The organism is Salinicola sp. LHM, assembly GCF_034479735.1.
Classification (GTDB): Bacteria; Pseudomonadota; Gammaproteobacteria; order Pseudomonadales; family Halomonadaceae; genus Salinicola; species Salinicola salarius.
The window spans coordinates 1805177-1831112 of record NZ_CP140261.1; the positions used below are offsets into that span (position 1 = coordinate 1805177).

Below are 25936 nucleotides of genomic sequence, written 5' to 3' on the forward strand. Positions count from 1 at the left end.
ATGTGACTGTTAGAAATGCTTTATTTGAAGACGCCATCAGGTATCTCTCTTCAGCCGCTCCAACAATTGTTCCATCGCCATGGGGCGGCCCAAGTAGAATCCCTGGTACTGCTTGACGCCCAACGTCTGCAGCAGTTGCCACTGTTCTTCGGTCTCGACGCCTTCGGCAACGGTTTCCATGCCGAGCAGGTTGCACAGTTCGACGATGCCTGCCAGCAGGTCGCGTGAACGCCGGTCCGCCTCCAGGCCGTGCATGAAACAGCGATCGATCTTGATGGTGTCGAAGGGCAGTCGCTTGAGATAGCCCAGCGATGAGTAGCCGGCGCCAAAGTCATCCATCGCGACACGGAAGCCCTGACTTCTGAGATGTTCGATCCGAGCTTCCGGTATCCGCGTGTCTTCCATGAACACGGACTCCGTCACTTCCAGTTCGATCTGGTCGGCCGTGATGTGATGACGATGGCAGGCACTGCGCAGCGTATTCGCCAGCTTATCGTCCATGACATGCAGTGCGGAGATGTTCACCGATACCGGTAACGGATTACCCGTGGCGGCCAGGCGGGCGGCATATTGGGCGGCGCGGTCGATGGCCAGGTTGCCCAGTGCCGACGCCATTCCGTTGTTTTCGGTAAGTGGTACGAAGACGGCAGGGGGGACTTCGCCATGTTCTTCGGTCATCCAGCGCGCGAGCAGTTCGGCGCCGATCATTCGATTGTTGCCGTCGAACTTGGGCTGGACCACGAAGTCGAGAGCGTCCTTGGCGATGGCTTCCCGCAGGTGGGCGAGCATCGACATCTGTTCCAGGCTGTGATGCTTCAGCTGCTCGTGATAGACGACGATGGCGTTCTTGCCCCGGTTCTTCGCCGCATACATGGCGACATCGGCATGCTTGAGCAGAGTCTCTCCGTCGCGCCCGTTCTGCGGTGCGTGAACGATGCCGATACTGGCGGTGACGCTGATCTGATGCCCGCCGATCACCATGGGGTGGGACAGCGCTTCGAGCAGGCGTTGGGCGATCCTGTCGGCGAGTTCCGTGTCGCTGCCCACCTCGATGACCACGACGAATTCGTCGCCGCCCCAGCGCGCGACCAGATCCTTGCTACGCACCGTGGCGCGTAGCCGCTTGACGATGATTTTCAGCAGGATGTCGCCCGACTGGTGCCCCAGCGAGTCGTTGATGTGCTTGAAACCATCCAGATCGATGAAGAGGACCGCGAGCCCGTGTCCAGGCAGGAGCCTGAGCAGCCGCCCGTTCAGCGTCTGCTGCAGCGTCGCACGATTGGGCAGTTGAGTCAGCGTGTCGATCCTGGCGAGATGCTCCAGCTCCCGCTCGGAGCGCTTGCGTGCCGAGATGTCCCGTAGCGCGGCGATATAGTGAGTCTCGCCAGTTTCGTCCAGCGTAAAGTGGCTGAGGGTCAATTCCACGGGAACGGGTGCTGCCCCTTCGACATGGAAGAGTCCTTCGTAGTGCTGGATGCGATCGTTACGCGCGACCGTCGCCGGGTCGGAGCGCAGCACATCGGCATCTATGTACTGCTGCAGTGCGCGGCCGAGTATCGCGCTCGGTGGTAACCCCCCGAGCGCGGTGAACGCGTCGTTGATTTCCAGAATGCGCCAGCGATTGTCGACGACCAGCATCGAATCGCGCGAGGCGGCGAACGCATGCGCCCGGACGCTGCCATGAGGTCGCTGGTCACGCGGATCGTCGAGGACTTCCCAGGTGCCGGTTGCCGCGAGAGGGGAGGCGTCATCGTCGCGCGAGGTGATCGCGCCGCGGATGCGCCACCAGATCGATGGCTTGGTGGCGTCGGGTTGTATCAGCACGTCGACGCGGTCCTGCTGACCGTCGTTCATTCGCCGCCATAGGGTGATCAGACGCCGACGCTCGGCCGACGGCATCGTCTTCAATAGCGTCCACCAGTCAAGACGCAGAAGGTCGCTATCGCTTCGTTCGGCTATCGTGCCGCAGAGAAAGCTGTGTTCGGGGGCAGACCATCGCCAGTAGGAGGTCCGGGCTGCGGCCATGGCTTCCAGCGCCCATTGCTGGTGTGTGTCGAGATCACCGGCCATCGCGTTTTCGAAAGGCAGGGCAGGCAGCACTGATTCTCCGAGGCTGTCTTCTCCGAGACTATCTTCTCCGAGGCTATCGTCGGTGTCTTGTGGCGAACCGCGTTGGAATTCATTGTCGGTGGACATGGGACGGGATCTCGATCGCACTCGAATGGCAAAAAGCGAATCATGGAAGGTGATTCGAACTCTATCGGCTCATTTCGCTAAAACTTGATGGTCCTGAACGCTATGGGTCCTTGCCGTGGCGCTCTTTTCGAAAGATCGCACCTTGATGCCATGTAGCCTATAGCAGAGCCGTCATGAAGAGTGACAGTACGGCCAGAAAGCTGACGACGAAAAGAGAAGACCTCAGTGTCGCCAGATCCAGGGCGTAACAGAGACCATGGCCGATCCGAGCCAGCACGAAGACGACGCAGGCGATATCCGCAAGCCTGCCGCCACCCGAGGTCTGCATGGCAACGATACCCGCGGTGAACAGCGCCAGCGCCTCCCAGGCGTTGCTCTGCGCTGCCCAGAGACGCGCGCCTTTACCTGTCATCTGCGCATATTGCTGGCGTGGATGATGATTATCCAGGTGACCGAATTCCCGGCGCCTGACGCTGCTGCCCCAGAATGCCAGCCAGAAGGGCAATAGCGCGGTTATCAGCAGGCACCATAGTGGCAGGCTCATTGCATTCCCTCTTGCGCTCTCTCGGTCGATCCCGCCGAACGCCTTATCCGGCGATTTTTAGTCAAGATAGCAGATCGTTCGTCGATCGTACGGTTGTCGAATACGGTCGATCGGGACCTGAAAATATTGGCGCTTCGACCGCCTAGTCATCGGAGCATTGTCCGATATTTCTTTTCCCAACCTGGTCCGGTTCAGACATCGTCGCTCGGCGCTGCCCGTTCTACACGCTCCAGAATGCTTGCCACCTCCGCCAGTGTCGATGTGTCGAGTTGATCGGTAGTGGCCTGCAAATAGGTGCGATCCTCGAGATAGAGGCAGAGCGTTTCGATGAAGCGAATGCGCAGATCATAGAGCGAGGAGCGGGCGTCGAGGACATCTACCAAGTCTCTCAGGCCGAGAGATTCGCCGCGAATCGCCGCCTGCAGGAACAGACTGCCGGATTCCACCGAGCGCTGCAGGGCCTCCAGCTGGCGCAGGTCGCCCTGCATGCTGAGCAGGCGCTTGCGAACCTCCTGCTGGGCCAGTCGGCGTTCGTTCTCCGTGCTGGCCGCGCTGGCTCGTGCCGTCAGCTCTCCCTGGCGGATACTGGCGGTGGTATAGCCACCCTGGTAGATCGGCAGGTTCATTTCCACGCTGGCCGAAAGATCGTTGCTGGTTCTCAAGGCATCGCTACTGTCGACATCGCTGTAGCCGACCACCAGGTTGAGTTCGGGATAGCGTGACGCGCGTCGCACGTCGGTATCCCTGTCGGCGACGCGCTGGCGCTCGGCGGCCAGGCGCACCTGCACATTATTTCGGCTCAATGCCAGCCAGCTCTCCAGCGGGCGAGATTCCGGTGAGATGTTCAGATTCTCCGGCGTATCGACCAGTACCGGATCAAAGGGAAGCGCAACGCCGGTCAGCCTTTCGAGGTCGCTCAGAGCGTTGGTCAGGTCGTTTTCCGCCGATGTCTGGTCGGCGACCGCCTGATCCAGCCGCGACTGGGACTCCAGCAGGTTGATACGATCGCCGATACCCAGGTCGTAGGCGCGCTGGGCCTGGCGCTGCTGCAAGACCAGCGACTCGCGCTGCGCGATCAGCAAGCCCAGCTTGCGCGAGGCCTGGTAGGCATCGAGATAGGTTTCCACCACCTTGACCGCGAGGTCACGCTCGGCGACGGCCACCTGCAGCGCCGCCGCATCCATCTGCGCACGAGCCTTGCCGACCCGGCGCCAGCGCTCGAGGCTGAACAGCGGCTGTGTCAGCCGCAGTTCCCAACTGGTGTCCCGCGTCCTGCCGGAAACGCGATCGTCATAGACCTCGTCCGGATAGTCATCGGGATTGTCGGTGTAGATATTGTCGGCGTCCGTGTAGCGATAGGCAGCGGTGGCATCGAGCCGGGGGCGCAACCCTGCCTGCGCCATCGGCACTTCCTGCGCCATCGATTGGCTATCCAGGCGCTGGCTCTGCAAGCCGCTGTCGTAGGTCAGCGCCAGGGCGACCAGTTGTGGAAGGGACGGTAGCGGTGCTTCGATCTTGAGTGGCTGGGCATGCGCCGTGGCGATCAGCGTCGCCAGACAACCGGTCAACGCCCATTGACGAATGGATGGCATCACTCTTCTCGCATCGCGCGTGCCAGCATGTCGCTGAACGGTTTGAACATGTAGCTGGCAAAGGTGCGGTCGCCGGTCTTCAGCATGACTTCGGCAGGCATGCCGGCCAGCAGCTGCATCGACGAAGTCATTTCGGAATGACCCACGTCGGTGACGCGGATGCGGGCCTTGTAGTAATGGTTGCGTGTTGCCTCGTCTTCGAAACTGTCTGCTGAAACGTGGGCGACTTCACCTTCGATCACATTGGATAGCCGCTGGTTGAAGGCACTGAAGCGGATCTCGGCAGGTTGTCCGATGTGGACATTGTCGATGTCGCGATCCGGGATTCGCGCTTCGACGATAAAGGCTTCGTTGGCCGGGACGATTTCCATCACCGTATCGCCGGAGCGAATGACGGCGCCCTGGGTGTGGACCTGGAGGCCGACGACGGTTCCCGAGACCGGCGCGACGATAGCGGTACGCTGAACCTGATCGCGCAGCGCGGTGACCCGCTCCTCGGCGTCCGTCACCTGGGACTGGACATCCTTGAGATGTTCGCCGACTTCCTGGTGATACTCCTGTCGACGAATTTCCTTCTGGAACCCGTTCTCGCTGATCTGCGAACGTAGCTGCGCCACTTCCGCGCTATGCTGGGCGTTTTCCCCCTGATACTCGAGCACCTGGCGTTCGAGCTCGCGCAGGCGCTGGTTGTCTCCAAGCCCCTCCTTGAACAGCGTGCGATAGTCGCCGGCTTCTCCGGAAAGCGAGTTGATCTTGGACCGATTGACCTGCTGCAACCGCTCGAGACCGGCGATCTGCTCCTGCATCTGGCGAGCCTTCTCGTCCAGTGCGGACAGCGCGTCCTTCAACGACTGCCGGCGGACCTGGAACAGACGCTGCTGCACGTCGACCACGGCCTGCACCCGCGCCGACACGTCATCGAGCAGGATATCGGGAAACGTCAGCGTGTCGCGGTCGCTCTGCTCGGCCAGCAGGCGGACCTCGCTCGCCAGGGCAATACGGTATTCCGACTCGGCAATCGAGAGCTTGGCCAGCGGCTGGGTGTCGTCGAGCACGATCAGCGAATCTCCGGCACTGACCTGATCGCCATCCTCGACCAGGATGCGTTTGACGATGCCGCCCTCGAAGTGTTGAACCTTCTTGGTCGAGGTCTCGACGGCCACCGATCCCGGCGCCACCACCGCGACCGCGAGATCGGCCGTGACCGACCAGAGCACGAAACCGCCCAGGGCGAATACCAGAATGGCCAGACCCCAGCGTCGGCTGGTGCGATCGCTGGTGGGCAACTGAGGGGCAGGAGCCCCGAGCGCTATCGGCGCGGCAGATGAAATCGTCATGACGTCGGCGGTTCCGGGGGGAGAGGAAGAGATGATCGCGAGTCGTCCGGCTTGCCGCGGGCACGCATCCGGATGGAGTGAACGGGTGTGCCGCTCTCCCGCGAGGATTGCGCCATCTTCGGCGCAGGCTGGCGGGCGGGAGCGCAGGACACCATACGTCCTTCCTGCAGTGTCAGGACACGGTCGACATGCTCGAGGATGGTCGATGAATGGCTGATGATGAACACCGTGGTGCCTTGAGTCTTGAGCTGGCGCAGGCAGTGCAGCAGCGCGCGTTCGCCGCTGGCATCGAGATTGGCGTCCGGCTCGTCGAGCACCACCAGGACCGGGTTGCCGTAAAGCGCCCGGGCCAGGCCGAGTCGCTGGCGCTGCCCGCCGGAAAGGATGCCGCCGGCCCCGCTGATCTGGGTGTCGTAACCCGAGGGTTGCCGCAGAATGATGTCGTGCACGCCCGCCTTCTGGGCGGCCTCGATGACCCGCGCCGGGTCCAGATCACCGAAACGGGCGATATTTTCGCTGATGCTGCCGTCGAACAACTCGACATCCTGAGGCAGATAGCCGATGAAAGGCCCCAGCCGTTCCCGCGGCCACTGGCCGATATCGGTGCCCCCTATCCGGACACAGCCACTTTGCACCGGCCAGACGCCCAGCATGACGCGAGCGAGCGTCGATTTGCCCGCGGCACTGGGGCCGACGATAGCGATGTGCTCGCCGGGATTGCACAGCAGGTCGAGTTCCCACAGGGTCGGCCGGCTTTCGCCGGGAGGGCCCGCGGTCACCGATTCGAGTGCCAGGCGCCCGGTCGGCGGCGGCAGAGGCATGCGCTGAGGCTCGGCAGGTACCGCCGACAGCAGGGCGTTGAGCCGTCCGTGCGCGGTACGTGCGGCGATGAAACCCTTCCAGCCGCCGATCATCTGGTCGATCGGCGCCAGTGCGCGGCCCATCAGGATGGAGCCGGCGATCATCATGCCGCCGGTCAGGCTACCTTCGATGACCAGAAAGGCACCCAGCCCCAGGATCAACGACTGGAACAGGATTCGCAGGGTTTTCGACACGTTGCTGAGGGTACCGGCCCGATCGCTGGCATGGGATTGATGCAGCAAATAGTCGTGATGCTTTCCTCGCCAGCGGGCGAGCAGATTCGGCAGCATCCCCATGGCCTGGAGCACTTCGGCATTGCGCAGGTTGCTCTGGGCCAGGTCCTGGGACTGGATGTGCTCCCGGTTGGCTTCGCTCAGCAGCGACTGGGTGCTCTTTTCGTTGATCCATGCCAGCGCCAGCAGCACGCTGGCGGCGACGGCGGCGAAGATCCCGAACCAGGGATGGAACAGCGTCAATATGGCGATGTAGACCGGAATCCAGGGCGCATCGAAGAAGGCGAACAACCCATTGCCGCTGAGAAACTGACGTAGCGTGGTCAGATCATTGAATGGCTGGGCCGACGGCCTGCCTGGCACCAGCAGCGCACGCTTGAACGTGGCCTGGTAGAGCCGTTCGTTGATCTGCATGTCGAGTCGGTTGCCGACGCGAACCAGAATGCGCGAACGCACCAGATCCAGGGCGCCCATCACGACAAACAGGAACACCACTACCAGCGTCAGCATGAGCAAGGTTTCAGGGCTACGGGTGGTGATTACACGGTCGTATACCTGCAACATGTAAATCGACGGCGCCAGCATGAGCAAGTTGATGAACAGGCTGAACAACAAGATAAACAGGAAAGCCTGACGACTGGCCGATATAGCCTGTTGCAGGTCGGTTTTGTCCTGGGGGTTTGCCACAGCATTTTCTCTTCTGAGGTTGTTGTGGAAAGTGGCGTTGATGCATCGCTGTTCCCATCAGGATGCGTAAATTGTGAACAAGTTTACAAGCGGGGTTTTAAGGGCGGATTCCTGGTCGAGAGAGGAGTATGGTTCTTGGGTTGTTGTTTTAACCTTTTTAAATCAATGATTTGTTGTGTTTTTGTCGCGATTGATTCGATATGTGGCAAAAGTCGTGCGAATAAAAACAAAGGATTTCATGGTGATAAGGTTACGAATTTGTACTGAAATGCCAGACCGATTTTTGGTACTTGAGTTTGATATTTATCATCCTTGAAATTTTATGTAAACGCGCTTTTTATAAGGGGGCGAGAAAGAAGCTAAATCAATGATTATGCGTTGGAAGTGAGGCGTTCGAGTGCTACATTCCATGCGCTTCTCGTTAAACTCGTTTTGATGGTTTTAGAAGTTTCAACTTTGCGCTGGCAGTGAGAAGCGCTAGGTTGCCATCGGTAAGACTCCATCGATAAGACTTTAGTCATGAGTCAGTCCGAGTCTTTCGGCCCATAAACGATCAGCGATAGGGAACTTCCGTCAGTCAATGCTCGGGAGCTCGGCATCGTGTCGGTTAGCGCCGAACGGGCGACGGTCATTCTCGCTCGTTTCATAACCACCATATAACGCGTAGGGGCTCTATTCATGTTCACGCTATCCATCATCGATGCTCAGACCGGGGACACCGTCGAGACATTGACGCAGGGCGCTGCCATCACTCGTGACTTTCTTGGTGAGGACTACTGGCTGGAAGTCGCGCCCATCGACAGCAGCGGCTTTTCCGCCAGCGACGTTGCCGCTGTCACCCTGACGGTAACCGACTCCGCGGGCAACCCGAGCGAGCAGGTGGCTTCGGAAAGCCCTTATCGGTTCACCTTGTCCGCGGATCTGGATCGAGGTCTGACCAATCTGATGCTGGATGCGCTGAATGCAAACGGTCAGCTGTTGACGGGTAGCGAGCAGTCGGTCGATATCGAAGTCGTCAACGTCGAAGGCTGGTCGGGCGATGTCTTCACTCTCCAGGGAGAATCACTGACGACCGATGACGGTAGCTCGGCTGCCGATACGGTCGTTCGCGATGCCGATAACCCGGAGACCAGCGCCGCCGCGGGTAGCGATGGCTTGTGGAACGGATCGAGCGGTACCGGGTACGTGGACATGGGGGGGCAGATCGGGGACGCGGCCTATTTCGAGGTGGATGTCGCAGCCGCCGGCACCTATCAGCTCGATGTGCGATATGCCGGCAGCAGCGCGAGTGGCGCCTCCCGCCCGATGGCCGTACTGGTCGATGGCAACGATCAGGGCACCCTGACATTTCCCTCGACCGGTACCGGGACGGCGGGGTGGGAGACCTGGCAGCACGCGACACTGACCCTGACGCTCGACAGCGGCACCAATGTCATCCGGCTGGAGAATATCGTGGGAGGCGGCCCGAACATCGACAGCCTGACGCTGACCGCGATCGCTGTGGATGACGTGCCGGCGCCGCTGGTCATTCAGGCCGAAGACTCAGCGCTGGTTTCCATCGCCGACAGCGGGGCGACGAGCAGCGCTGGCCTGACGCGAGTCGTCGACAGCGAACATCCCGACGCGCAGGGCGTCGTCCGCGCGGGCGCGATCGACGGTGGCTACGTCGATTTCGGCACGGATGCCGGCGATGCGGTCACCTTCCAGGTCTCTCCCGAGGAGACCGGGGTCTATACCGCGACGATTCGCTACGTCAATGGCGGGACCGGCGATCGCCCGCTGCTGCTCTCCGTCAACGGCGCGGAGCCCACCCTGGTTTCGTTTCCGCCGACCGGATCCTGGACCAACTGGAGCGAGATCAGCGTTTCGGTACCGCTCTCCGAAAACGACAACAGCTTGACGTTGACTCTGCCGTCGACGGCGCAGGGCGGCGTACCCAACGGTCCCAATATCGACCAGATCACCTTCGATTATGTCGAGGCATTGCCGGCGGATCCCACGCTGGTATTCTCGATCGAGGGGGAAGCGCTGGCGATCGACGACGGCTCCTCCGCCGCCGATACCGTGGTTCGCGATGCCAGCAACCCGGAGCCGAGCGGTGGCGGCGCTGATGGTTTGTGGGGCGATTTCAGCGGTACGGGATATCTGGATATGGGATCCCAGACCGGGGATGCGGGAGCTTTCACGGTCAATGTCGCGGAAGCGGGAACCTACCTGCTGACGATTCGCTACGCCGCCAGCGGCACGAACGATCGCCCGATGGCGCTTTCGGTAGACGGTGATACGCAGGGCACGATCGATTTCCCATCAACAGGGGTGAGCAGCGCGGGCTGGGAGAACTGGACGGAAACCACCGTCGAGATCGAGCTCGGTGCCGGCGACAACGTGGTTCGGCTCGCCAACATCGGCAATATCGGCCCCAACATTGACAGCCTGTCGATCCACACGCTGCCTGACGACGGCGGCGATCCCGTCGTCGAGCCCGGTGATCGCTTCGAGGTCAAGATCAACTTCCAGCCGAACGGCGCGACCACGCCGGATGGCTATGTTGCCGATACCGGACTGGCGTTCGGGCAGCAGTCGCTGCAGGTGGATGGCCAGACTTACCAGTATGGATGGGTGACGGAGGGTTCGATCGCCGACGGCACCGCCAACGGCACGACGCCGATGGCGATCGCCGGCCAGGATGCCAACGCGCTCGGTGACCGCAGCAGTGCGTTGCCCGATGTCGATCCGTTGCAGGCGACCTATGCCGGCTTCGACAAGCCGGGCTATAGTCAAAGCGCCGGCTGGGAAATCGAGCTGGAGGATGGCTATTACGAAGTCACGATCTCCATCGGCGACAGCGGCGGCGCGTATGACAGTGTCAACGTCATCAATGCTGAAGGGGAGGCTTTCAATACGCCGTTTGTCTCGGCGCGACCGGACGACTTCCCGGCGGACGGCAATCCGGCCGATGACAGCGATGGCTACCGTTCGACACTGGTGACGCGAATCGTCCAGGTGACCGACGGCCGACTGACGCTCGACTCGATCGGTGTCGACAGCGCCAACACCGAAATCCAGTACATCGAGATCCAGTCGCTGCCGGACCTGACGCCCAACGATGACCGCGAGGCGCCTGCAGATTACGCCTATTTCACCGATCCGCGGGCCGTGGCCGGCGTCGGCGAGCAGCAGGTGGAGGTCCATCTCCAGTCGGACGACGGTACGCTACCGGTGGGTATCGATCCCACGTCCGATATCTTCATCGGTATCTCCGTGGTCGATGGCCGCGGCGGTGCGTTGCTGGAGAGTCTCAACGACGGCTCGGTCAAGCTCTTCAACACCGTTACCGGTGAAGAGGTCGCGTTCAACATCAATACCACCGGCGGGTTCGATTCGCTGACCATATCGCCGGTGGGCGAGCTGGATGAGTACACCAGCTACACCTTGGTGATCGACGGCTTCCAGGACCGCGGCGACAACGACGATCCCAGCGCGCCCACCCGCGAGTTTCAGAAATTCACCACTACCTTCGTGACCGGCGCCGAACCGGAAGTCCAGGACAGCGAAGTGGCCTTCGACACGACGGTGGAGCTGAACGGTGCCGAAGATGGAGCGTACCTGTTTACTTCCATCACCATGTCGCCGGACTACAGCAAGATCTACGTCTCGACCATGAACGGCGAGATCAAGCGCTTCGATGTCGATCCGGTCACCGGGGCGCTGTCCAACGAGCAGACGCTGGCGCTGGACTACTTCCAGAGCGAGGAGGGCGCTCGGGGCATCATGGGGCTCGCTTTCGATCCGACCGACCCCCACGTGCTATGGGTGACCGACAACTATCCGGTTCCGCTGACCGGGCGTGACAACGGCGTACCCGAATTCAGCGGACGCGTCAGCAAGGTCACGATCGACGATAGCGACGCCACGTTCTCCGGGTTGGCGGAAACCTATATCACGGGGCTGCCGCGTTCCAACGGCGACCATGTCACCAACAGCCTGGTGTTCCACGCCAACCCCGAATACGACGCCGAGACCAACCCTGACGTGCCGCCTTATCTGCTGTATGTCTCGCAGGGGGCCAACACCGCGATGGGTGGAGACGACAGTGCCTGGGGTAACCGTCCCGAGCGACTGCTGAACGCCGCGGTACTCGAAATCGATCCGTATCGGGATGCGCCGGCGGGGGGCTTCGATGTCTCGACCGAACCGTTGCCGACCGATGGTTCCAACACTCGCTACGAAGACGATGACGGCGACCTCAAGAACGGCCCCATCGACATGGGTGGCGGCCAGTACCTGGTCTTCGCGGAAGATGGCACCGCGACGATGCAGGATGCCGACGGCAACGTATTGATCGAATACTACGATCCATTTGCGGCCGATGCCGTCCTCAAGGTCTACGCCACCGGCATTCGCAACGCCTATGATCTGGTATGGCACTCCAACGGCAGCCTGTACGCGCCCACCAACGGCTCGGCTGCCGGAGGTGTCACGCCGGACGATCCTTCGACGGCCTACAACGAAGGGCTGATCAACGTGGGCATCGAGGACGACTGGCTATTCAAGGTCGAGGAAGGGGGCTACTACGGCCACCCCAACCCGATGCACGACGAATATATCCTCAACGGCGGGAATCCGACCGCCGGCGAGGATACCAACGAGACCGACGAGTACGCGGTAGGTACCAACCCCGACAGCAATTACGCGATCGACGATGTGTATTCCCTGGGTACCAACCGTTCACCCAACGGCGCCATCGAATATACCAGCAACGTTTTCGGCGCGACGCTGGACGGCAGCCTGCTGTTCGTCGAGTACTCCGGCGGTGACGATATCCGTTGGATCACGCTGGACGAGGAGGGCAACGTCTCGAACGATAACGTGCTGCGTGACGTCGACGGTAATGTCATCTCCTATGTCGATCCCCTGGATATCATCGAGAATCCGCTGACCGGCCAGCTCTATCTGATAACGCTCAATCGCAGCACGGGCGAGAGCCAGGTCGTCCGGCTGGATCCGGTGCCTGGCGATATCATTGACCCCGGAGAAGGAGATGCCGACTTGACTACTATTGCCACTATCCAGGCCGAAGACGAGTCCCAGGCGATCATCGCTTCCGGGGCCGGCGCTCAGATCGTGATCCGAGACGGCGACAACCCCGAGCCCACCGATGTCGGATCGGAGTACGGCGTGCGTCCCGGCGCCTACGGGCTCGACGGCAACACCAACGACAGCGATGGTGTGATCGGCGGCTACGCCGACTTTGGCGCGACCACAGCGGATTTCATCACTTTCAACGTCGACATGAGTGCGACCGACGCTGGCGATGCCGTACTTCGGATTCGCTACGCCAACGGGGGCACGGCCAACCGGCCGCTGGAAGTCTTCGTCAACGATGTCAGCATCGGCGTCTATGGTTTCGCGCCGCCGGTCGGTGTCAGTGGCAATGCCGCATGGAATACGTGGCAGACACTGGATATTCCGGCCGAGCTGATCGCCGGCGCCAATACGATCCGACTGCAGTCGACCAGCAACACGGGGCCGAATATCGATCAGTTGCAGGTACTGGTCGAGGACACGACGCCGGGTTATGCCGTCTACGAAGCAGAGGCTGCGGTCATCGAGGGTGGCGCCGTCGTCATTCCTTCCTCTCAGACCGATCGTGACGCCTCGGGCGAAGGCTTCGTCGATTTCGTCGGCAGCGGCGACCAGAGCCTTACCTGGGATGTGGACGTCGATCAGAGCGGTGTCTATGAAATCGCATTCCGCTACTCGTTGACCAGTGGCAAGGCCGACCGCCCCATGGCGCTGACGATCAACGGGGTCAGTTATCCGACGGTCAACTTCCCTGCCCAGAGCCAGACGGTGAGCGACTGGGTCTACCAGACGGTGGAAGTGACGCTGGCGGCGGGCAGTAACACCGTCACGGTCACCGCGCCCAATGGTGTCGGGCCCGATATCGACTCGCTGGAAGTGTCGGACGAGCCCGTCACGGTCGTCTCCGACGGCAACATCAGCGTTGTCAGTACCGATCCGGCCTACTTCAGCGACCGCATCGCTTTCAATTATCTGGAAAACAATGAAGCCACCCATCCTGAGAACGGACCTCGGGAGTACAAGGACAGCGGTTCGGTCGTCATCACCAACAACGGCACCGGGGAATTGGCGGTAGGTAGCGTGGCGGTCAGCGGTCCATTCATGTTGGCCGACGCCCACTTGCTGGACGATTTGAGATTGGCCTCCGGCGCCTCCATCGAGGTCGGCGTCCTGTTCAACCGGGATGCCTATACCCCCCCGGCCGGTAACGCCGATGACGGGGTGTTCGAGGGCACGTTGACGATTCAATCCGACGACGTGGATCACCCCGTCACCGAAATTCAGCTGGCCGGCTTCTGGCAGGCGCGCGACGAGGGCGGCTGGGAGCCCAATCTCAACGAAATCTGGCAGGTCTTTGGCTTCGGTAATCATGTCGACGGGCTCTCCACGCTGGAGGGCGGCGGCCTGTCGGAGGTGGATACTGGCGGACGCTACGAAGCCGCGCTGGAGGGCGAAGTTCTCTCGCGTTACTGGCAGGTTGCCGACGGCGCCGAAACGGCCAAGGTCACGCAGCTGGCGGGCTTGCACGGTCCGGGAGGCGCGTTACTTGCCATGCACGAGCCCGGCGACAAGAACGATGCCAGAAGTCTGGTTCATCATGACTCGCCCTATAATCAGTCTTTCCTGCCGCTCCTCGCCAACGGCGGTTTCGCGACCACGACCATCAGTCGCGCGCAGGTACCGGATGCCTGGCTGGGCGACGATATCTTCGGTTTTTCGGCGGCAAGCGTGTCGACCGACCCGTCTCTCAATAACCAGTCCTCCAACGCCGACCCGGGAATCGAGACCGGTTACTATTTCCGCATGGTCCAGGCTTTTGACGCCGACGGAAACGCGATCGCGAACACCTATTTTGCGCTGATGGACTATAACGGCGGCAATTCCGACTACAACGACAACGTTTATCTGATCGAAGGGATTCAACCCGCGGCACGAACGCCTTTCAACGAGACCGCGACGCCCTGGGAGGTCGATCAGAGCGGCCTGACGCTGGATGCGGCGCTGTTCGACGAGGGTGCGCCCTATCTGACCTACGAGGACTCCAGCGAAACCCAGCTAGGTACCAACTTCCGCGAGGGCGGAGTGGACATTCGCGGCAATGGCGACGCCATCGGCTGGATCGAGAACGGGGAGTGGGTCGAATATACGCTGGAGGTCGATCAGGCCGGCGTCTACGATCTCTCATTCCTGTCCGCGCTAGGTGCGCAGACGGGTAGCGCCCGCTCGATCACGGCCACGTTCGACAACGGCGCCGGGGTCTACGAAGTCGTGACCATCGGCGTCGATTACACCGGCGGCTGGAACACCTTCGAGGCAACCGACAGCCAGCACGTAGCACTGGAGGCGGGGACGCAGACCCTTCGGCTGACCTTCAACGGCGGCTCGCAGAATCTGGAGTCCTTCAGTCTGGCACCTGCCGCTCAATCGGCATTCAACGCTTCCAGCACGCCCTGGGCGGTGGACGATGGCCTGACGCTGAATGCCGGGCTCTATGACGAGGGTGGGGCGGAAGTCGCCTACCATGACAGTAGCGAGGAACAGCTGGGCGTCAACACGAGGAACGAAGGCGTCGATCTGCGCGACAACGGCAACTCGATCGGCTCGATCGCCAACGGCGAATGGGTGGAATACACCATCGACGTCGCCCAGGCAGGCACCTATCAGCTGTCGTTCGCCGCTGCCACGATGTCCAACGGTCGCACCGTCACGGCCAGCGTCGAGCAGGATGGTGCCACCTACACCAGCGCTGCACCGCAATCCGTCACCAATACCGGTGGCTGGAACAACTACCAGGTCAACGAGGGTATCGAACTCGATCTGGCGGCGGGCGAGCAGACGCTGCGGCTGACGTTCAACGGCGGGGCGATGAACCTGCAGTCCTTTACGCTGACACCGGAAGCCAGTGCGACGGCGACGCCCATGGCATCGATGTTCTCGATGATCGCCTCGAGCGACGAGAGCACCAGCCTGATGCAAGCCTTCGAGGATCTCTTCGTGGACAGTGACGAGGTTGCCGTGGCCGGGGTCGACGATAACCCGGACACCGCCAGCGTCGCCTAGGTTTCCTTCCGCCTAAACATCCCTTCAGCTTGTCCATCGTTAAGCCGGGCGGCGTCGCCCGGCTTTTTTACGTCTGCCGCAGGCGTGACGCTCACGACTGTTCAGGTCGGTTCAGCGGGCCCGGTGTGGACGCAGTGCGCCGACGATGACACCCATGCAGACGAGCGAGCAGAGAAACATCGAGGCGATGACCCAGCCCAACGTTTCCGGCAGCAGGGTCGATAGCGCACTCAGCGTGCCGGCAACCCCGAACTGGCAGGCACCGAGCAGAGAGGCCGCAGTGCCGCCATGGCGCTCGAAGTATTCCATGAAGCAGGCCTGGTTGTTGGGCACGACGGCGCCCTGGGCGCCAATGGTCAACATCATGGCCGGCAGGAACAGCCAGACGGAAACCTCCAGCCAGGTCATCAGTGATAGCAGCAGGACACCGGTGAACTGCACGCATAGGCAGGTAATCAGAATCTGTCGCGACGTGAACCGGTGGAGAACGGCGCGGTTGGTCAGGTTGACCAGCAGCATGACCAGGATATTGGCGCCGAACATCAGCGAGAAGGCGCTCTCCGACTGACCGAAATGGGCCTGATAGATGAAGGATGCGTGAGTGATGAACAGCATCATGACCGAGAAGGCAAAGGCCTGCAGGGCAATGAAAGGAAGCGCGGCCCGGGTCGCCAGAACGAAACGGTAACGGGTCAGCAGCGAGTCTTCATGATGGGCCTTGGCGGTGGGCCTGGCGTGGCGCAGCACCACGCGAGCCTGCAACGGAATCACGCCGAGCGCGTAGATGGCGAGGAACCAGAAAATCGCGTGCCAGTCGCCAAGCGCCAGTAGGGCGCTGCCGATGCTGGGCGCGACACCGGGAGCTACCACCATGATCAGCCCGATCATGCTGAACAGTTTGGCCGCTTCGCGCCCCCTGACCTGGTCTCGCACCAGCGCCGGCACCAGCACCATGATCCAGCCAGCACCGAAGGCCTGCAGGCCACGCAGCATCAGCAGCAGGTTCAGGTCATCGACCTGGGTGATGCCCAGGGCGGCCGCGATGAAAATAGCCAGCCCCGCATACATGACGCGGGATCGCCCCACGCGATCCGATAGCGGACCACCGACCAGTTGCCCGATGGCGAGACCGAAGATATAGACCGAGAGGCTCCTCGACACGTCACCAATGCCGACCCCCATCGCATCGGCCATGGCCGGGAAAGCGGGGAGGTAGGCATCGATCGACAACGGCCCGAGCGCCATGGTGATGGCTAACACGAGCGGCAAGGCAAAGGAGTAAGGGCGGGACATGGAGCCTGTGACGTACATTGCCGGATAGTTGAGATAGTCAACTATATGGATGTGCCGTGGGGAGGTCAAATTCGGCTTCGTTTCACGCTGGCTGAGAAGGCCGGCAGAGACGCCGGCAGAGACGCCGGCAAAGACGTCCGGTAAAAGACGTCCGGTAAAAGACGTCAAGCGGTACGGTAGGCGTAAGGCATTTCCGCCAGCAAACCGCGACCGCCGGCCAGCGTGAGGGCGAGATCCTGCAGGCAATCCCACACCGGCAGGGCGACGGCACCCTTGATGGCCAGATCGATGCGCTGTGCGAACAGCAGCAGCTTGTGCAGACGACGCTGGGGGAGTCGCTTGAGTGCCTGCTGATAACCGGGACGGCGCTTTTCCGGAATCATCGGCCGCTGCGCCTTGCAGGCGTGTTCCAGACTCTGACCCTGGTCGAGATGCTGGAAGATCGACAGCAGCGTACGCAGCTCGCGGGTCAGTGCCCACAGAATGACCGGCGCTTCGACACCTTCCTGACGCAAGCCGCGCACGATCCGCGCGACTCGATCACGGTCGCCTTTCAGGCAGGCATCCGTGAGCGTGAAGACATCGTAACGCGCACTACTTTCGACCCCGTTGGCGATGGCGCTGACATCGAGGCGGGCGTTGGGCGGCATCAGCAGCGCCAGTTTCTGCAGCTCCTGGTCGGCTGCCAGCAGGTTGCCCTCGGTGCGCTCGCCGAGAAGTCGGGCCGCGTCCATGTCCATGGTGAAGCCATAGCGATTGGCCCGGTCACGCATCCAGAAGCCCAGGCGCTGGTGATCCACTGGCCACACCGGGACGAACACGCCCAGCTTGTCCAGCGTCTTGAACCATTTGCTCGACTGCGCCTTGCGGTCCAGGCGCTGGCTGGACAGCAGCAGCACGTTGTCGCTGTCGCCGGCCTGTTCGGCATAAGCCTCGAGAGCCTTGCCGCCATCCTGGCCGGGCGATTGCCCGCCCAGCCGGACTTCGATCAGCTTGCTCGACGCGAACAGCGACAGGCTGGACGCCGATTCCAGCAGTTGAGTCCACTGAAAGCCGGACTCCACATGCATGACCTCGCGCTCCTCGATGCCACGCTCGCGGGCAACCCGACGCACGGCATCGCAAGCCTCGAGATGAATCAGCGGCTCGTCGCCTGCCACCATCACCACCGGCGGCAGACGTTTCTTGAGCGCGTCTTCCAGCTTGTCGGGAAATACCTTCATGGCGTCTCGAGCGCATCCAGTCGATCGATCAGTTGGGTCGCCGCGTCTCGACGCAACTGCCGGATGGCCTCCGTGCGCACTTCTTCACCGGAATAGATGTCGTCCGTCGACAGCAGTACCGTCGTCGACGCTTCCAGCTGTTGCTGATTCAGCAGATAGGCATCGTCCGAGTCGCGCTGCACGGAGAACGGGGCCGTCAGCGTGACTTCGGTTTCGCGGCTGCCGGAATCGGAACGCGTCAGCCGATTCTCGCTGATCCGCTCGTCGCCGAGATTGACGCGGATGTCCGCCGTTTCGCTGATACGGGTGCCGGCATTCTCCAGCGCGCGACGAACCTCCTCGCTGAACGGCGAGACGTTGGCGTTGAGATTCAGCTCCGGGATAGCCAGGGTCGGCTGATTCAGGCCACGGAGCTGGAAGCCGCAGCCGGCCAAGGCAGTCAATGACACGGCCATCAGGCCGGCCAGAACGGTGCGACGCATCATGAAAAGCTCCTTTTTACATGACGGCACCGCTTTCGCAGTGCCGGATGGGTCCGATATCGAACGTTGCCGCTTGGCAAGGTTCCAGGTGGCAACGTTTCAGATGGCAACGGCTCAGTTGGCGACGATATTGACCAGCTTGCCGGGAACGACGATGACCTTGCGCACGCTCTTGCCTTCGATATGGCGCTGCACGTTCTCCTCCGCCAGGGCGAGGGACTCTACCGCGGCCTTGTCGGCCTCTGCGGGCACGTCCAGGCGGGCACGCAGCTTGCCGTTGACCTGCACCACCATCTCGATGCTGGCCTTGACCAGTGCGTCTTTGTCCACCGTCGGCCAGGCCGCGTCGATGACCGGCTCCTGATGGCCCAGTGCCTGCCACAGCGCATGGCAGGCGTGCGGGGTGATCGGCGCCAGCAGCAGGACGCAGGCTTCGATGGCTTCGCGACTGACGGCGAGACCCTGCGGCGAGGTATCGTCGAAACGGCCCAGCGCGTTGGTCAGCTCCATCACCGCGGCGATAGCGGTATTGAAGGTGGTACGACGCCCGATATCGTCTCCGGCCTTGGCAATGGTCTCGTGTGTCTTGCGGCGCAGATCCTTTTGCGTATCGTCGAGCGCGTTCACGTCGAGCGACGCCGGCGTTCCCGCCGCAACATGATCGGCGACCAGCTTCCACAACCGCTTGAGGAAGCGATGCGAGCCCTCGACACCGGAGTCCGACCATTCCAGGGATTGTTCCGGCGGCGCGGCGAACATCATGAACAGACGCACGGTATCCGCACCGAAGCGGTCGATCATCGCCTGCGGGTCGACGCCGTTGTTCTTCGACTTGGACATTTTCTCGATGCCGCCCATCTCGACCGGCTGCCCGTCGCTGATCAGTTTGGCACTGGTCGGGCGCCCCTTGTCGTCGCGCTCGACTTCCACGTCGGCCGGGTTAAACCACTCCTTGCCGCCGTTTTCCGTTTCGCGATAGAAGGTCTCGGCGATGACCATGCCCTGGGTGAGCAGGCGCTGGAACGGTTCGTCGCCGTTCACCAGGCCTTCGTCACGCATCAGCTTGTGGAAGAAGCGGGCGTAGAGCAGGTGCAGAATGGCGTGCTCGATACCGCCGATATAGAGATCGACCGGCAGCCAGTAGTTGGCGCGATCGTCGAGCATCGCCTCCGGGTTGTCGGCACAGCAGAACCGGGCGTAATACCAGGAGGACTCCATGAAGGTGTCGAAGGTATCGGTTTCACGGGTCCAGCCGTCGCCCAGGTCATAGAACGCCGGCATCTTCTTGAGCGGTGAACCCGAGGCGTCGACCTCGACTTCCTGCGGCAGGGCGACCGGCAGTTCATCGTCGGTGAGCGGAACGGTCTGGCCTTCCGGGCCATACTTGATCGGGATCGGCGCGCCCCAGTAGCGCTGACGAGCGACACCCCAGTCGCGCAGACGATAGTTGATCTTGATCTTGCCGCGACCCTGGGATTCGAGCCTGGCGGCGATCGCATCGAACGCGGCTTCGAACTCGAGGCCATTGAATTCGCCGGGGTGAATCAGCTTGCCGTGCTCGACGTAGGCGCCGCCGGAGAGATCCGGCGCGTTGCCTTCGGCATCGGCGATCACGGGCTGGATCGGCAGTTCGTACTTGGTGGCGAACTCCCAGTCGCGCTGATCGTGGGCAGGTACGGCCATCACGGCGCCGGTGCCGTACTCCATCAGCACGAAGTTGGCGACGAAGATCGGCACTTCCCGCCCGGTCAGCGGATGAATGGCGCGATAGCCAGTGTCGCGGCCGCGTTTCTCCATGGTCGCCAGCTCGGCTTCGGAGTTGCCGCCTTGCTGGCATTCGATCAGAAATTCGGCCATGGCCGGATCCTGATCGGCGGCCTGCTTGGCCAGCGGATGACCGGCTGCTACCGCGACGTAGGTGACCCCGAACAGGGTATCCGGGCGCGTGGTGTAGACGTCGAGGCGCTCGGCATGATCCTTGACGTCGAAACTCAGCTCGACGCCGCGGGATTTGCCGATCCAGTTGCGCTGCATGGTCTTGACCTGCTCGGGCCACTCGACCTTGTCGAGATCGGCCAGCAGCTCATCGGCGTAGTCGGTGATCTTGAGGAACCACAGCGGGATCTCCTTGCGCTCGACCCGCGCGCCGGAACGCCAGCCGCGGCCATCGATGACCTGTTCGTTGGCGAGCACGGTCTGGTCGACAGGGTCCCAGTTGACAGTCGACATCTTCTTGTAGACGACGCCTTTCTCGACCAGCTTGGCGAAGAACCACTGCTCCCAGCGGTAGTAATCGACATCGCAGGTGGCGAATTCACGATTCCAGTCGTAGGCGAACCCTAGCGCCTTGAGCTGGCCGCGCATGTAGTCGATGTTCTCGTAGGTCCACTTGCCGGGCGCCACCCGATTCTTGATGGCGGCGTTCTCGGCCGGCATCCCGAAGGCGTCCCAGCCCATCGGCTGCAGCACGTTCTTGCCCTGCATGCGCTGGAAACGCGTGACCACGTCACCGATGGTGTAGTTGCGCACATGGCCCATATGCAGCTTGCCGCTGGGATAGGGGAACATCGACAGGCAGTAGAACTTCTCGCGCGTCGCATCCTCGACGGCCTTGAAGCTCTGGTGCTGGTTCCAGTATTGCTGGGCGGCGTTTTCAATCGCTTGCGGGTTGTACTGTGCGTCCATCGGTTTGGTCAGGCACCTTGCGTTCAGCGTATGGGAGCGCCAGAGTCCCCGCAAAAAGCTATACTCATCACAGACGAAAAGCGCGGGGCCGGCTTGATTTTTCAGGCCCACAAGCATACCCCAGACCCATCGTCGCAAGTAAGAGCCTGGCGCTGGCGGGGTGGATTTTGGGCGAATAGGGCGCCTGACAGACAAGGCACGGTGCGCAGGGTTCGTCGGGAAGGGCCGGGCAATGAAAGCCTGGCAAATCGACCAGCAGCAACTCGATCGGCAACGACTCGATCAGTAACGACTCGATCAGTAACGACAAGGGGAATAGCCATGGATGAGCAACAGTCACGACCCGAGGCGCGTTCCCGTCTCAGCGAAGCGTACGAGCGCATTCTGACCCGATTGAAGGACGGCGGCGGGGAGCTCTCCTGGGAGAGTTTTCAGCAGGAACTCGACGAGGCGGTGGCATTCGAGGCCGAATTCGAGGAGTTCACCAAGGACGAGGTGGCGCTGCTGCGAGCCTGGGTCGAGCGGGACATGCGCGATTTTCGTCAGTTTCTGGCCAAGGGCGGCGAAGGCGTCGCGACCTGGCTGGGGATCGATCTCGACGTGCTCTCGCGACGAGTCAGCGAAGCGCTGTTCTCGATCGCCGATCGCACCACCATCGACCGCGAACGCTTCGATGACGATCTCGAAGCGGCCCGGGCCGACTATACCGCCGGGGAAGTGGCCCTGCCCGGGCGCATGAGCTGTGTTCACTGCGGGGCTGGCGTGATGCTCGATCAGGTGGCCCGTCTGGACGCCTGTCACGCTTGCGGGCATCGCTACTTCCAGCGCGATTCCGGCGTGCCGTCCTCCGATTCCCAAGCGTAAGCGGGCATCGCCGCCTGAGGAACATTTGGCAGCGAGGTCAGTCGTAACGGCATTCCGTGCCAAAACCGACGAGGGCCCAAGCGTGCCGAAGCCAACTCCCACCTGGCGGCAAGGATTGCTGGTCATCGGCCTGCTGGCGGGATATTGCCATCCGCTACAGGCCGACGAGCTTTCCCTGGATGCCGATTCAATGACCCAGGCCGATTGTCCCGACTGGCTGCCGACCGCCACCGGATGTTTCACCGGCCAGGATACTCACGGCGCCTACTACTGGATCGCGATTCCCGACGACTGGAATCACAAACTGGTTCTGCACAGTCATGGCGGGCCGCGCCCCAATGCCCCGCAACCCGACGATCCTCTCGATATCGACCTGCGTCAGTATGACGTCATGGTTCGCGAGGGTTACGCCTGGGCAGGCTCCAGTTATCGGCGTGGCGGATATGGTGTACGCATGGCGGCCGAAGACACCGACTATCTGCGACGGCTGTTCGTCGAGCGCTTCGGCCAGCCCGAACGCATCTACCTGCACGGGCAGTCCTGGGGCGGTAACGTGGCCGCCAAGGCGATGGAGCTCTACGGAACGGACGACAATGGCCACCATCGCTACGATGGGGCGCTGCTCACCAGCGGCGTGCTCGGGGGCGGTACACAGGCCTATCAGTTTCGCGCCGATCTCCGCGCCGTCTACCAGTACTACTGCGCCAACCACCCGTATCCTGACGAAACGCAGTACCCGCTCTGGGAAGGGTTGCCCAAAGGCGCCGAGATGACGCCGGAGGAACTCAATGCCCGGGTCGACGCCTGTACCGGCGCCGGCCTGCCGGCGGAACAGCGCACGCTCATCCAGCAACAGACGCTGAACAATATCGTCGATGTCGTGCGGATTCCTCCCGGCACGCTGAAGGCGCACATGCGCTGGTCGACGTTTCTGTTTCAGGACATGGTCGAGCAGCGTCTCGGCGGCGCGAGTCCGTTCTCCAACCGCAACGTACGCTACCGGGGCTCGAGCAACGACGAGGCGCTCAACAAGGGGATCTCCCGCTTCGACGAGGATGCCCGGGCGGTCGAGAAGCTTGGCGCGGATGCGGGGCTGAGCGGGAATACCGACATCCCCACCGTGACCATGCACGCCATCGACGACCCGATCATCTTCGTCGAGAACGAATGGCTATACCGGCGCGCACGCCAGGATAGCGGCACGGCCGACTCGCTGGTCCAGATCTATACCGACGAAGCTCGACACAGCAAGCTTTCCACGCCGCAATATGCCGCTGCGCTGGAATCCCTCGACCGCTGGGTCGAGCGCGGTCACAAGCCTACACCGGAGGCGGTTGCCCAGTACTGCGAAACGCGGGAAGCCGCTGTCTACGATGGCGGTTGCCATTTCGACACGGATTACGAAGTCGCCGACTGGCGGGCCAGAGTCTATGCCCGCCAGCCATGAGCGGCTTGTCGATGGATCAGCCAGCCATGAGCGGCTTGCCGATGTATCAGAGAGCCGGCTGGGCGGCGGATTTCGGCGCGCGCTGCCATTCGGATTCGTCGGCGTTCAAGGCACGATGGGCGGATTCCGGCAGGCGCAGACCACCCCACATCGCCAGCAGCGTGATCGCGATCAGGTAGATCGCCGGCGACAGGTTGTTGCCGGTACGCTCGATCAACCACGTCGCGACCAGCGGTGCCGTGCCGCCGAAGATCGTGTAGGAGACGTTGTAGCAGAGCGCCGAGGCGGTGTAGCGCACGCGTGTCGGGAACTGCTCCGACAGCAGGACCGCCGTGACTACGCCGCAGATCACCGCGCCCATCGCCATCAGCATCGCGCCGATCAGCGATGCCCACCATTCTCCGCTGCCGGCCAGCGTATAGGCGGGAAATACGGCAGCGATCAGACAGATCCCCGCCGTCAGTATCGTTCGGCGCCGTCCGACACGGTCGGCATAACGGCCGACGAACGGACACAACGCCGCCGCGAAGATCAGCGCGCCGAGGCTGGCCAGAAGGGCGGTGGTCCGCGAGGCGCTCCCGACAACCTGCATGTAGGTCGTGAAGTAGGTGGTGAACATGTAGAACGATAGCGCCGTGACCGAGATGAACGCGCTCAGGCTGACGATGGTCGCGCCATGCGTGCGCACGGTTTCCTTCAATGGTGCCTGCGGAACGGCGTGTTGCGCTTTCAGGGCCTGGAAGGCGGGAGATTCGTCCAGACGCAAACGCATGTAGAGCCCGACCAGTCCCAGTGGTGCGGCGATCAGAAACGGTACGCGCCAGCCCCAGGCATTCAGAGCTTCCTCTGACAGCAGGGCACTGATGACGAAGGTCAATGCCGCGGCCGTAGCGAAGGCCAGAAAGGTCGAAACCGGGACGAAACTGCCGTAGCGCGCCTTGCGATGGGTGGGCGCGTGTTCCATCACGAAGGCGCAGGCACCGGCATACTCACCGCCGGCGGAGAAGCCTTGAACGCAGCGAGCCAGCGCCAGTGCCAGCGGGGCGAACAGGCCAACGCTTGCATAGGTCGGCAGGATGCCGATCAGCGTCGTGGCTCCGGCCATCAGCAGTACGGTCACCGCCAGAATGCGCTTGCGTCCGATCCTGTCACCGAGCATGCCGAAGAAGATGCCGCCCAGCGGGCGCAGGGCGAACGAGACCGCGAATACGGCGAATGTCTGCAGTAGCGCCAGGGAATCGTCCCCCGGCGGGAAGAAATGCTGCGATATGACCACGGCCAGAAAGCCGTAGACGGCAAAATCGAACCACTCGACGAAATTGCCGATTGCCGAAGCCGCGATTACCTTGCGTAGCGTGGAGAGATCGACGTCGGTCGAAGCGGATGAGATGTCATGATCATTGTTATTGGATGAATGCACTGTCCGAGCCTCACACGGCTGAAGAAGGAACTTCAGCCTAGGCTGACTGACCGAAACGCGATTCACTCTCCACGACAAGAGCATGTGTCCATACGACCTTCATGCCTGTCCGATTCTAGAGCCCGCCGGTTACCTCGATCACCGAGCCCGTGATATAGCTCGTCTCCGTCGAAAGCAGCCATGCGATGGCGTTGGCGATTTCGTCGGGTTGACCGGCGCGGCCGAGCGGTATCTTCTCGGCGATGCGCTTGGCCCGGCCTGGCTCACCCGAGCGGGCATGAAGCGTGGTATCGGTCGTACCGGGCGAAACCGCATTGACGAGAATGTTCGCTCCCGCCAGCTCTTTGGCCAGGCCCCGTGTGAGTGCTTCCAGACCCGCCTTGGTTGCCGCGTAGACGACATACTCGTTGGGCGATCCTGTCCGGGCGGCGACCGACGATATGTTGACGATGGATTTGCGGCTGGCGTGATTCTGCCAGCGTCGCGCTGCCTCACGGCATAGCCTGGCTGGCGCCGCGAGATTGACCGCGATGACCCGGTCCAGTTCGTTGTCTCCGAGTTCGGCCAGAGGTCCCAGGCCGCCCGTGATTCCCGCGTTGTTGACCAGTGCCACGGGATCGCCGAGCGCTTCGGCCGCATCGAAGATACACGTTGATGCGTCGGGGTTCGCAACGTCGCACTGCAAGCCGCGAACCACCGGGCCGTCATCAGAGAAAGTTTGCTCCAGGGTTTCCGCTTCCTGTGGGGATTGGGCGTGGGTGAAGAGCACGCCAAAGCCCTCGCGATGCAGGCGCTCGACCAGGCTGGCGCCGATGCCGCGAGAACCGCCGGTAACAATGACGATGGGGGTCGTCTTGTCGTTGTCTTGTCGCTCCGTTTGCGGCATTCCACTTCCCCTCTCTGAAATACTCTGGCGCCCGGGCATAT

The 25936-nt window shown here is 62.0% G+C and carries 14 protein-coding genes; 3 read left to right on the forward strand and 11 right to left on the reverse strand.

Annotated elements, in window-relative coordinates; translation table 11 throughout:
- Nucleotides 1-36: 36 nt before the first annotated feature.
- The 5 genes from R5R73_RS08395 to R5R73_RS08415 form a co-directional block, all read right to left on the reverse strand.
- Entirely contained in the window at nucleotides 37-2196 is a 2160-nt protein-coding gene (locus R5R73_RS08395; RefSeq protein WP_322529419.1) for a putative bifunctional diguanylate cyclase/phosphodiesterase, read from the reverse strand.
- Nucleotides 2197-2353: 157 nt separating this feature from the next.
- Nucleotides 2354-2740: an MAPEG family protein gene (locus R5R73_RS08400; protein ID WP_110633311.1), complete on the reverse strand. Its 387-nt coding sequence runs from the start codon at nucleotides 2738-2740 to the stop codon at nucleotides 2354-2356.
- A 191-nt stretch (nucleotides 2741-2931) separates the two neighbouring features.
- Complete coding sequence (locus R5R73_RS08405; RefSeq protein ID WP_071230359.1) at nucleotides 2932-4332, reverse strand: TolC family protein; 1401 nt, start codon at nucleotides 4330-4332, stop codon at nucleotides 2932-2934.
- Nucleotides 4332-5669: an HlyD family type I secretion periplasmic adaptor subunit gene (locus R5R73_RS08410; RefSeq protein ID WP_139284231.1), complete on the reverse strand. Its 1338-nt coding sequence runs from the start codon at nucleotides 5667-5669 to the stop codon at nucleotides 4332-4334. Before R5R73_RS08410 ends, R5R73_RS08405 begins: the two co-directional genes overlap by 1 nt.
- Entirely contained in the window at nucleotides 5666-7450 is a 1785-nt protein-coding gene (locus R5R73_RS08415) for a type I secretion system permease/ATPase (protein ID WP_322529420.1), read from the reverse strand. Before R5R73_RS08415 ends, R5R73_RS08410 begins: the two co-directional genes overlap by 4 nt.
- 678 nt (nucleotides 7451-8128) lie before the next feature.
- Between R5R73_RS08415 and R5R73_RS08420 the strand changes: the two genes are divergently transcribed.
- Nucleotides 8129-15595 (forward strand): carbohydrate-binding protein, encoded by a 7467-nt coding sequence (locus tag R5R73_RS08420; protein ID WP_322529421.1) that lies wholly within the window; start codon nucleotides 8129-8131, stop codon nucleotides 15593-15595.
- Between the two features lie 111 nt (nucleotides 15596-15706).
- Here the strand turns inward: R5R73_RS08420 and R5R73_RS08425 are convergent, their stop codons facing one another.
- The 4 genes from R5R73_RS08425 to leuS all read right to left on the reverse strand — a co-directional run bounded on the left by R5R73_RS08425 (nucleotide 15707) and on the right by leuS (nucleotide 21278).
- Entirely contained in the window at nucleotides 15707-16888 is a 1182-nt protein-coding gene (locus tag R5R73_RS08425) for a multidrug effflux MFS transporter (RefSeq protein ID WP_071230363.1), read from the reverse strand.
- 164 nt (nucleotides 16889-17052) lie between these two features.
- A complete protein-coding gene (holA, locus tag R5R73_RS08430; protein WP_071230364.1) occupies nucleotides 17053-18111 on the reverse strand; it encodes a DNA polymerase III subunit delta in 1059 nt (352 codons plus the stop codon).
- Nucleotides 18108-18596, reverse strand: coding sequence for an LPS assembly lipoprotein LptE (gene lptE, locus R5R73_RS08435; RefSeq protein ID WP_071230365.1), 489 nt, complete (start codon nucleotides 18594-18596; stop codon nucleotides 18108-18110). Before lptE ends, holA begins: the two co-directional genes overlap by 4 nt.
- A gap of 111 nt (nucleotides 18597-18707) precedes the next feature.
- Nucleotides 18708-21278 carry a leucine--tRNA ligase gene (leuS, locus tag R5R73_RS08440; RefSeq protein WP_322529422.1) on the reverse strand — a complete coding sequence of 857 codons (2571 nt, stop codon included), beginning with the start codon at nucleotides 21276-21278 and terminating at the stop codon, nucleotides 18708-18710.
- A gap of 321 nt (nucleotides 21279-21599) precedes the next feature.
- On the opposite strand from leuS, the gene R5R73_RS08445 reads away from it, so the two are divergent.
- Together R5R73_RS08445 and R5R73_RS08450 are read left to right on the forward strand one after the other, a co-directional pair.
- Nucleotides 21600-22142: a zinc ribbon-containing protein gene (locus R5R73_RS08445; RefSeq protein ID WP_071230367.1), complete on the forward strand. Its 543-nt coding sequence runs from the start codon at nucleotides 21600-21602 to the stop codon at nucleotides 22140-22142.
- 82 nt (nucleotides 22143-22224) lie between these two features.
- Nucleotides 22225-23589 (forward strand): alpha/beta hydrolase family protein, encoded by a 1365-nt coding sequence (locus R5R73_RS08450; RefSeq protein WP_139284232.1) that lies wholly within the window; start codon nucleotides 22225-22227, stop codon nucleotides 23587-23589.
- Between the two features lie 46 nt (nucleotides 23590-23635).
- On the opposite strand, the gene R5R73_RS08455 is transcribed toward R5R73_RS08450, so the two are convergent.
- Nucleotides 23636-25009, reverse strand: a complete 1374-nt coding sequence (locus R5R73_RS08455) for an MFS transporter (protein WP_322529423.1) — start codon at nucleotides 25007-25009, stop codon at nucleotides 23636-23638.
- 115 nt (nucleotides 25010-25124) lie between these two features.
- Nucleotides 25125-25934, reverse strand: a complete 810-nt coding sequence (locus R5R73_RS08460; RefSeq protein WP_322529424.1) for an SDR family oxidoreductase — start codon at nucleotides 25932-25934, stop codon at nucleotides 25125-25127.
- Nucleotides 25935-25936: the final 2 nt, after the last annotated feature.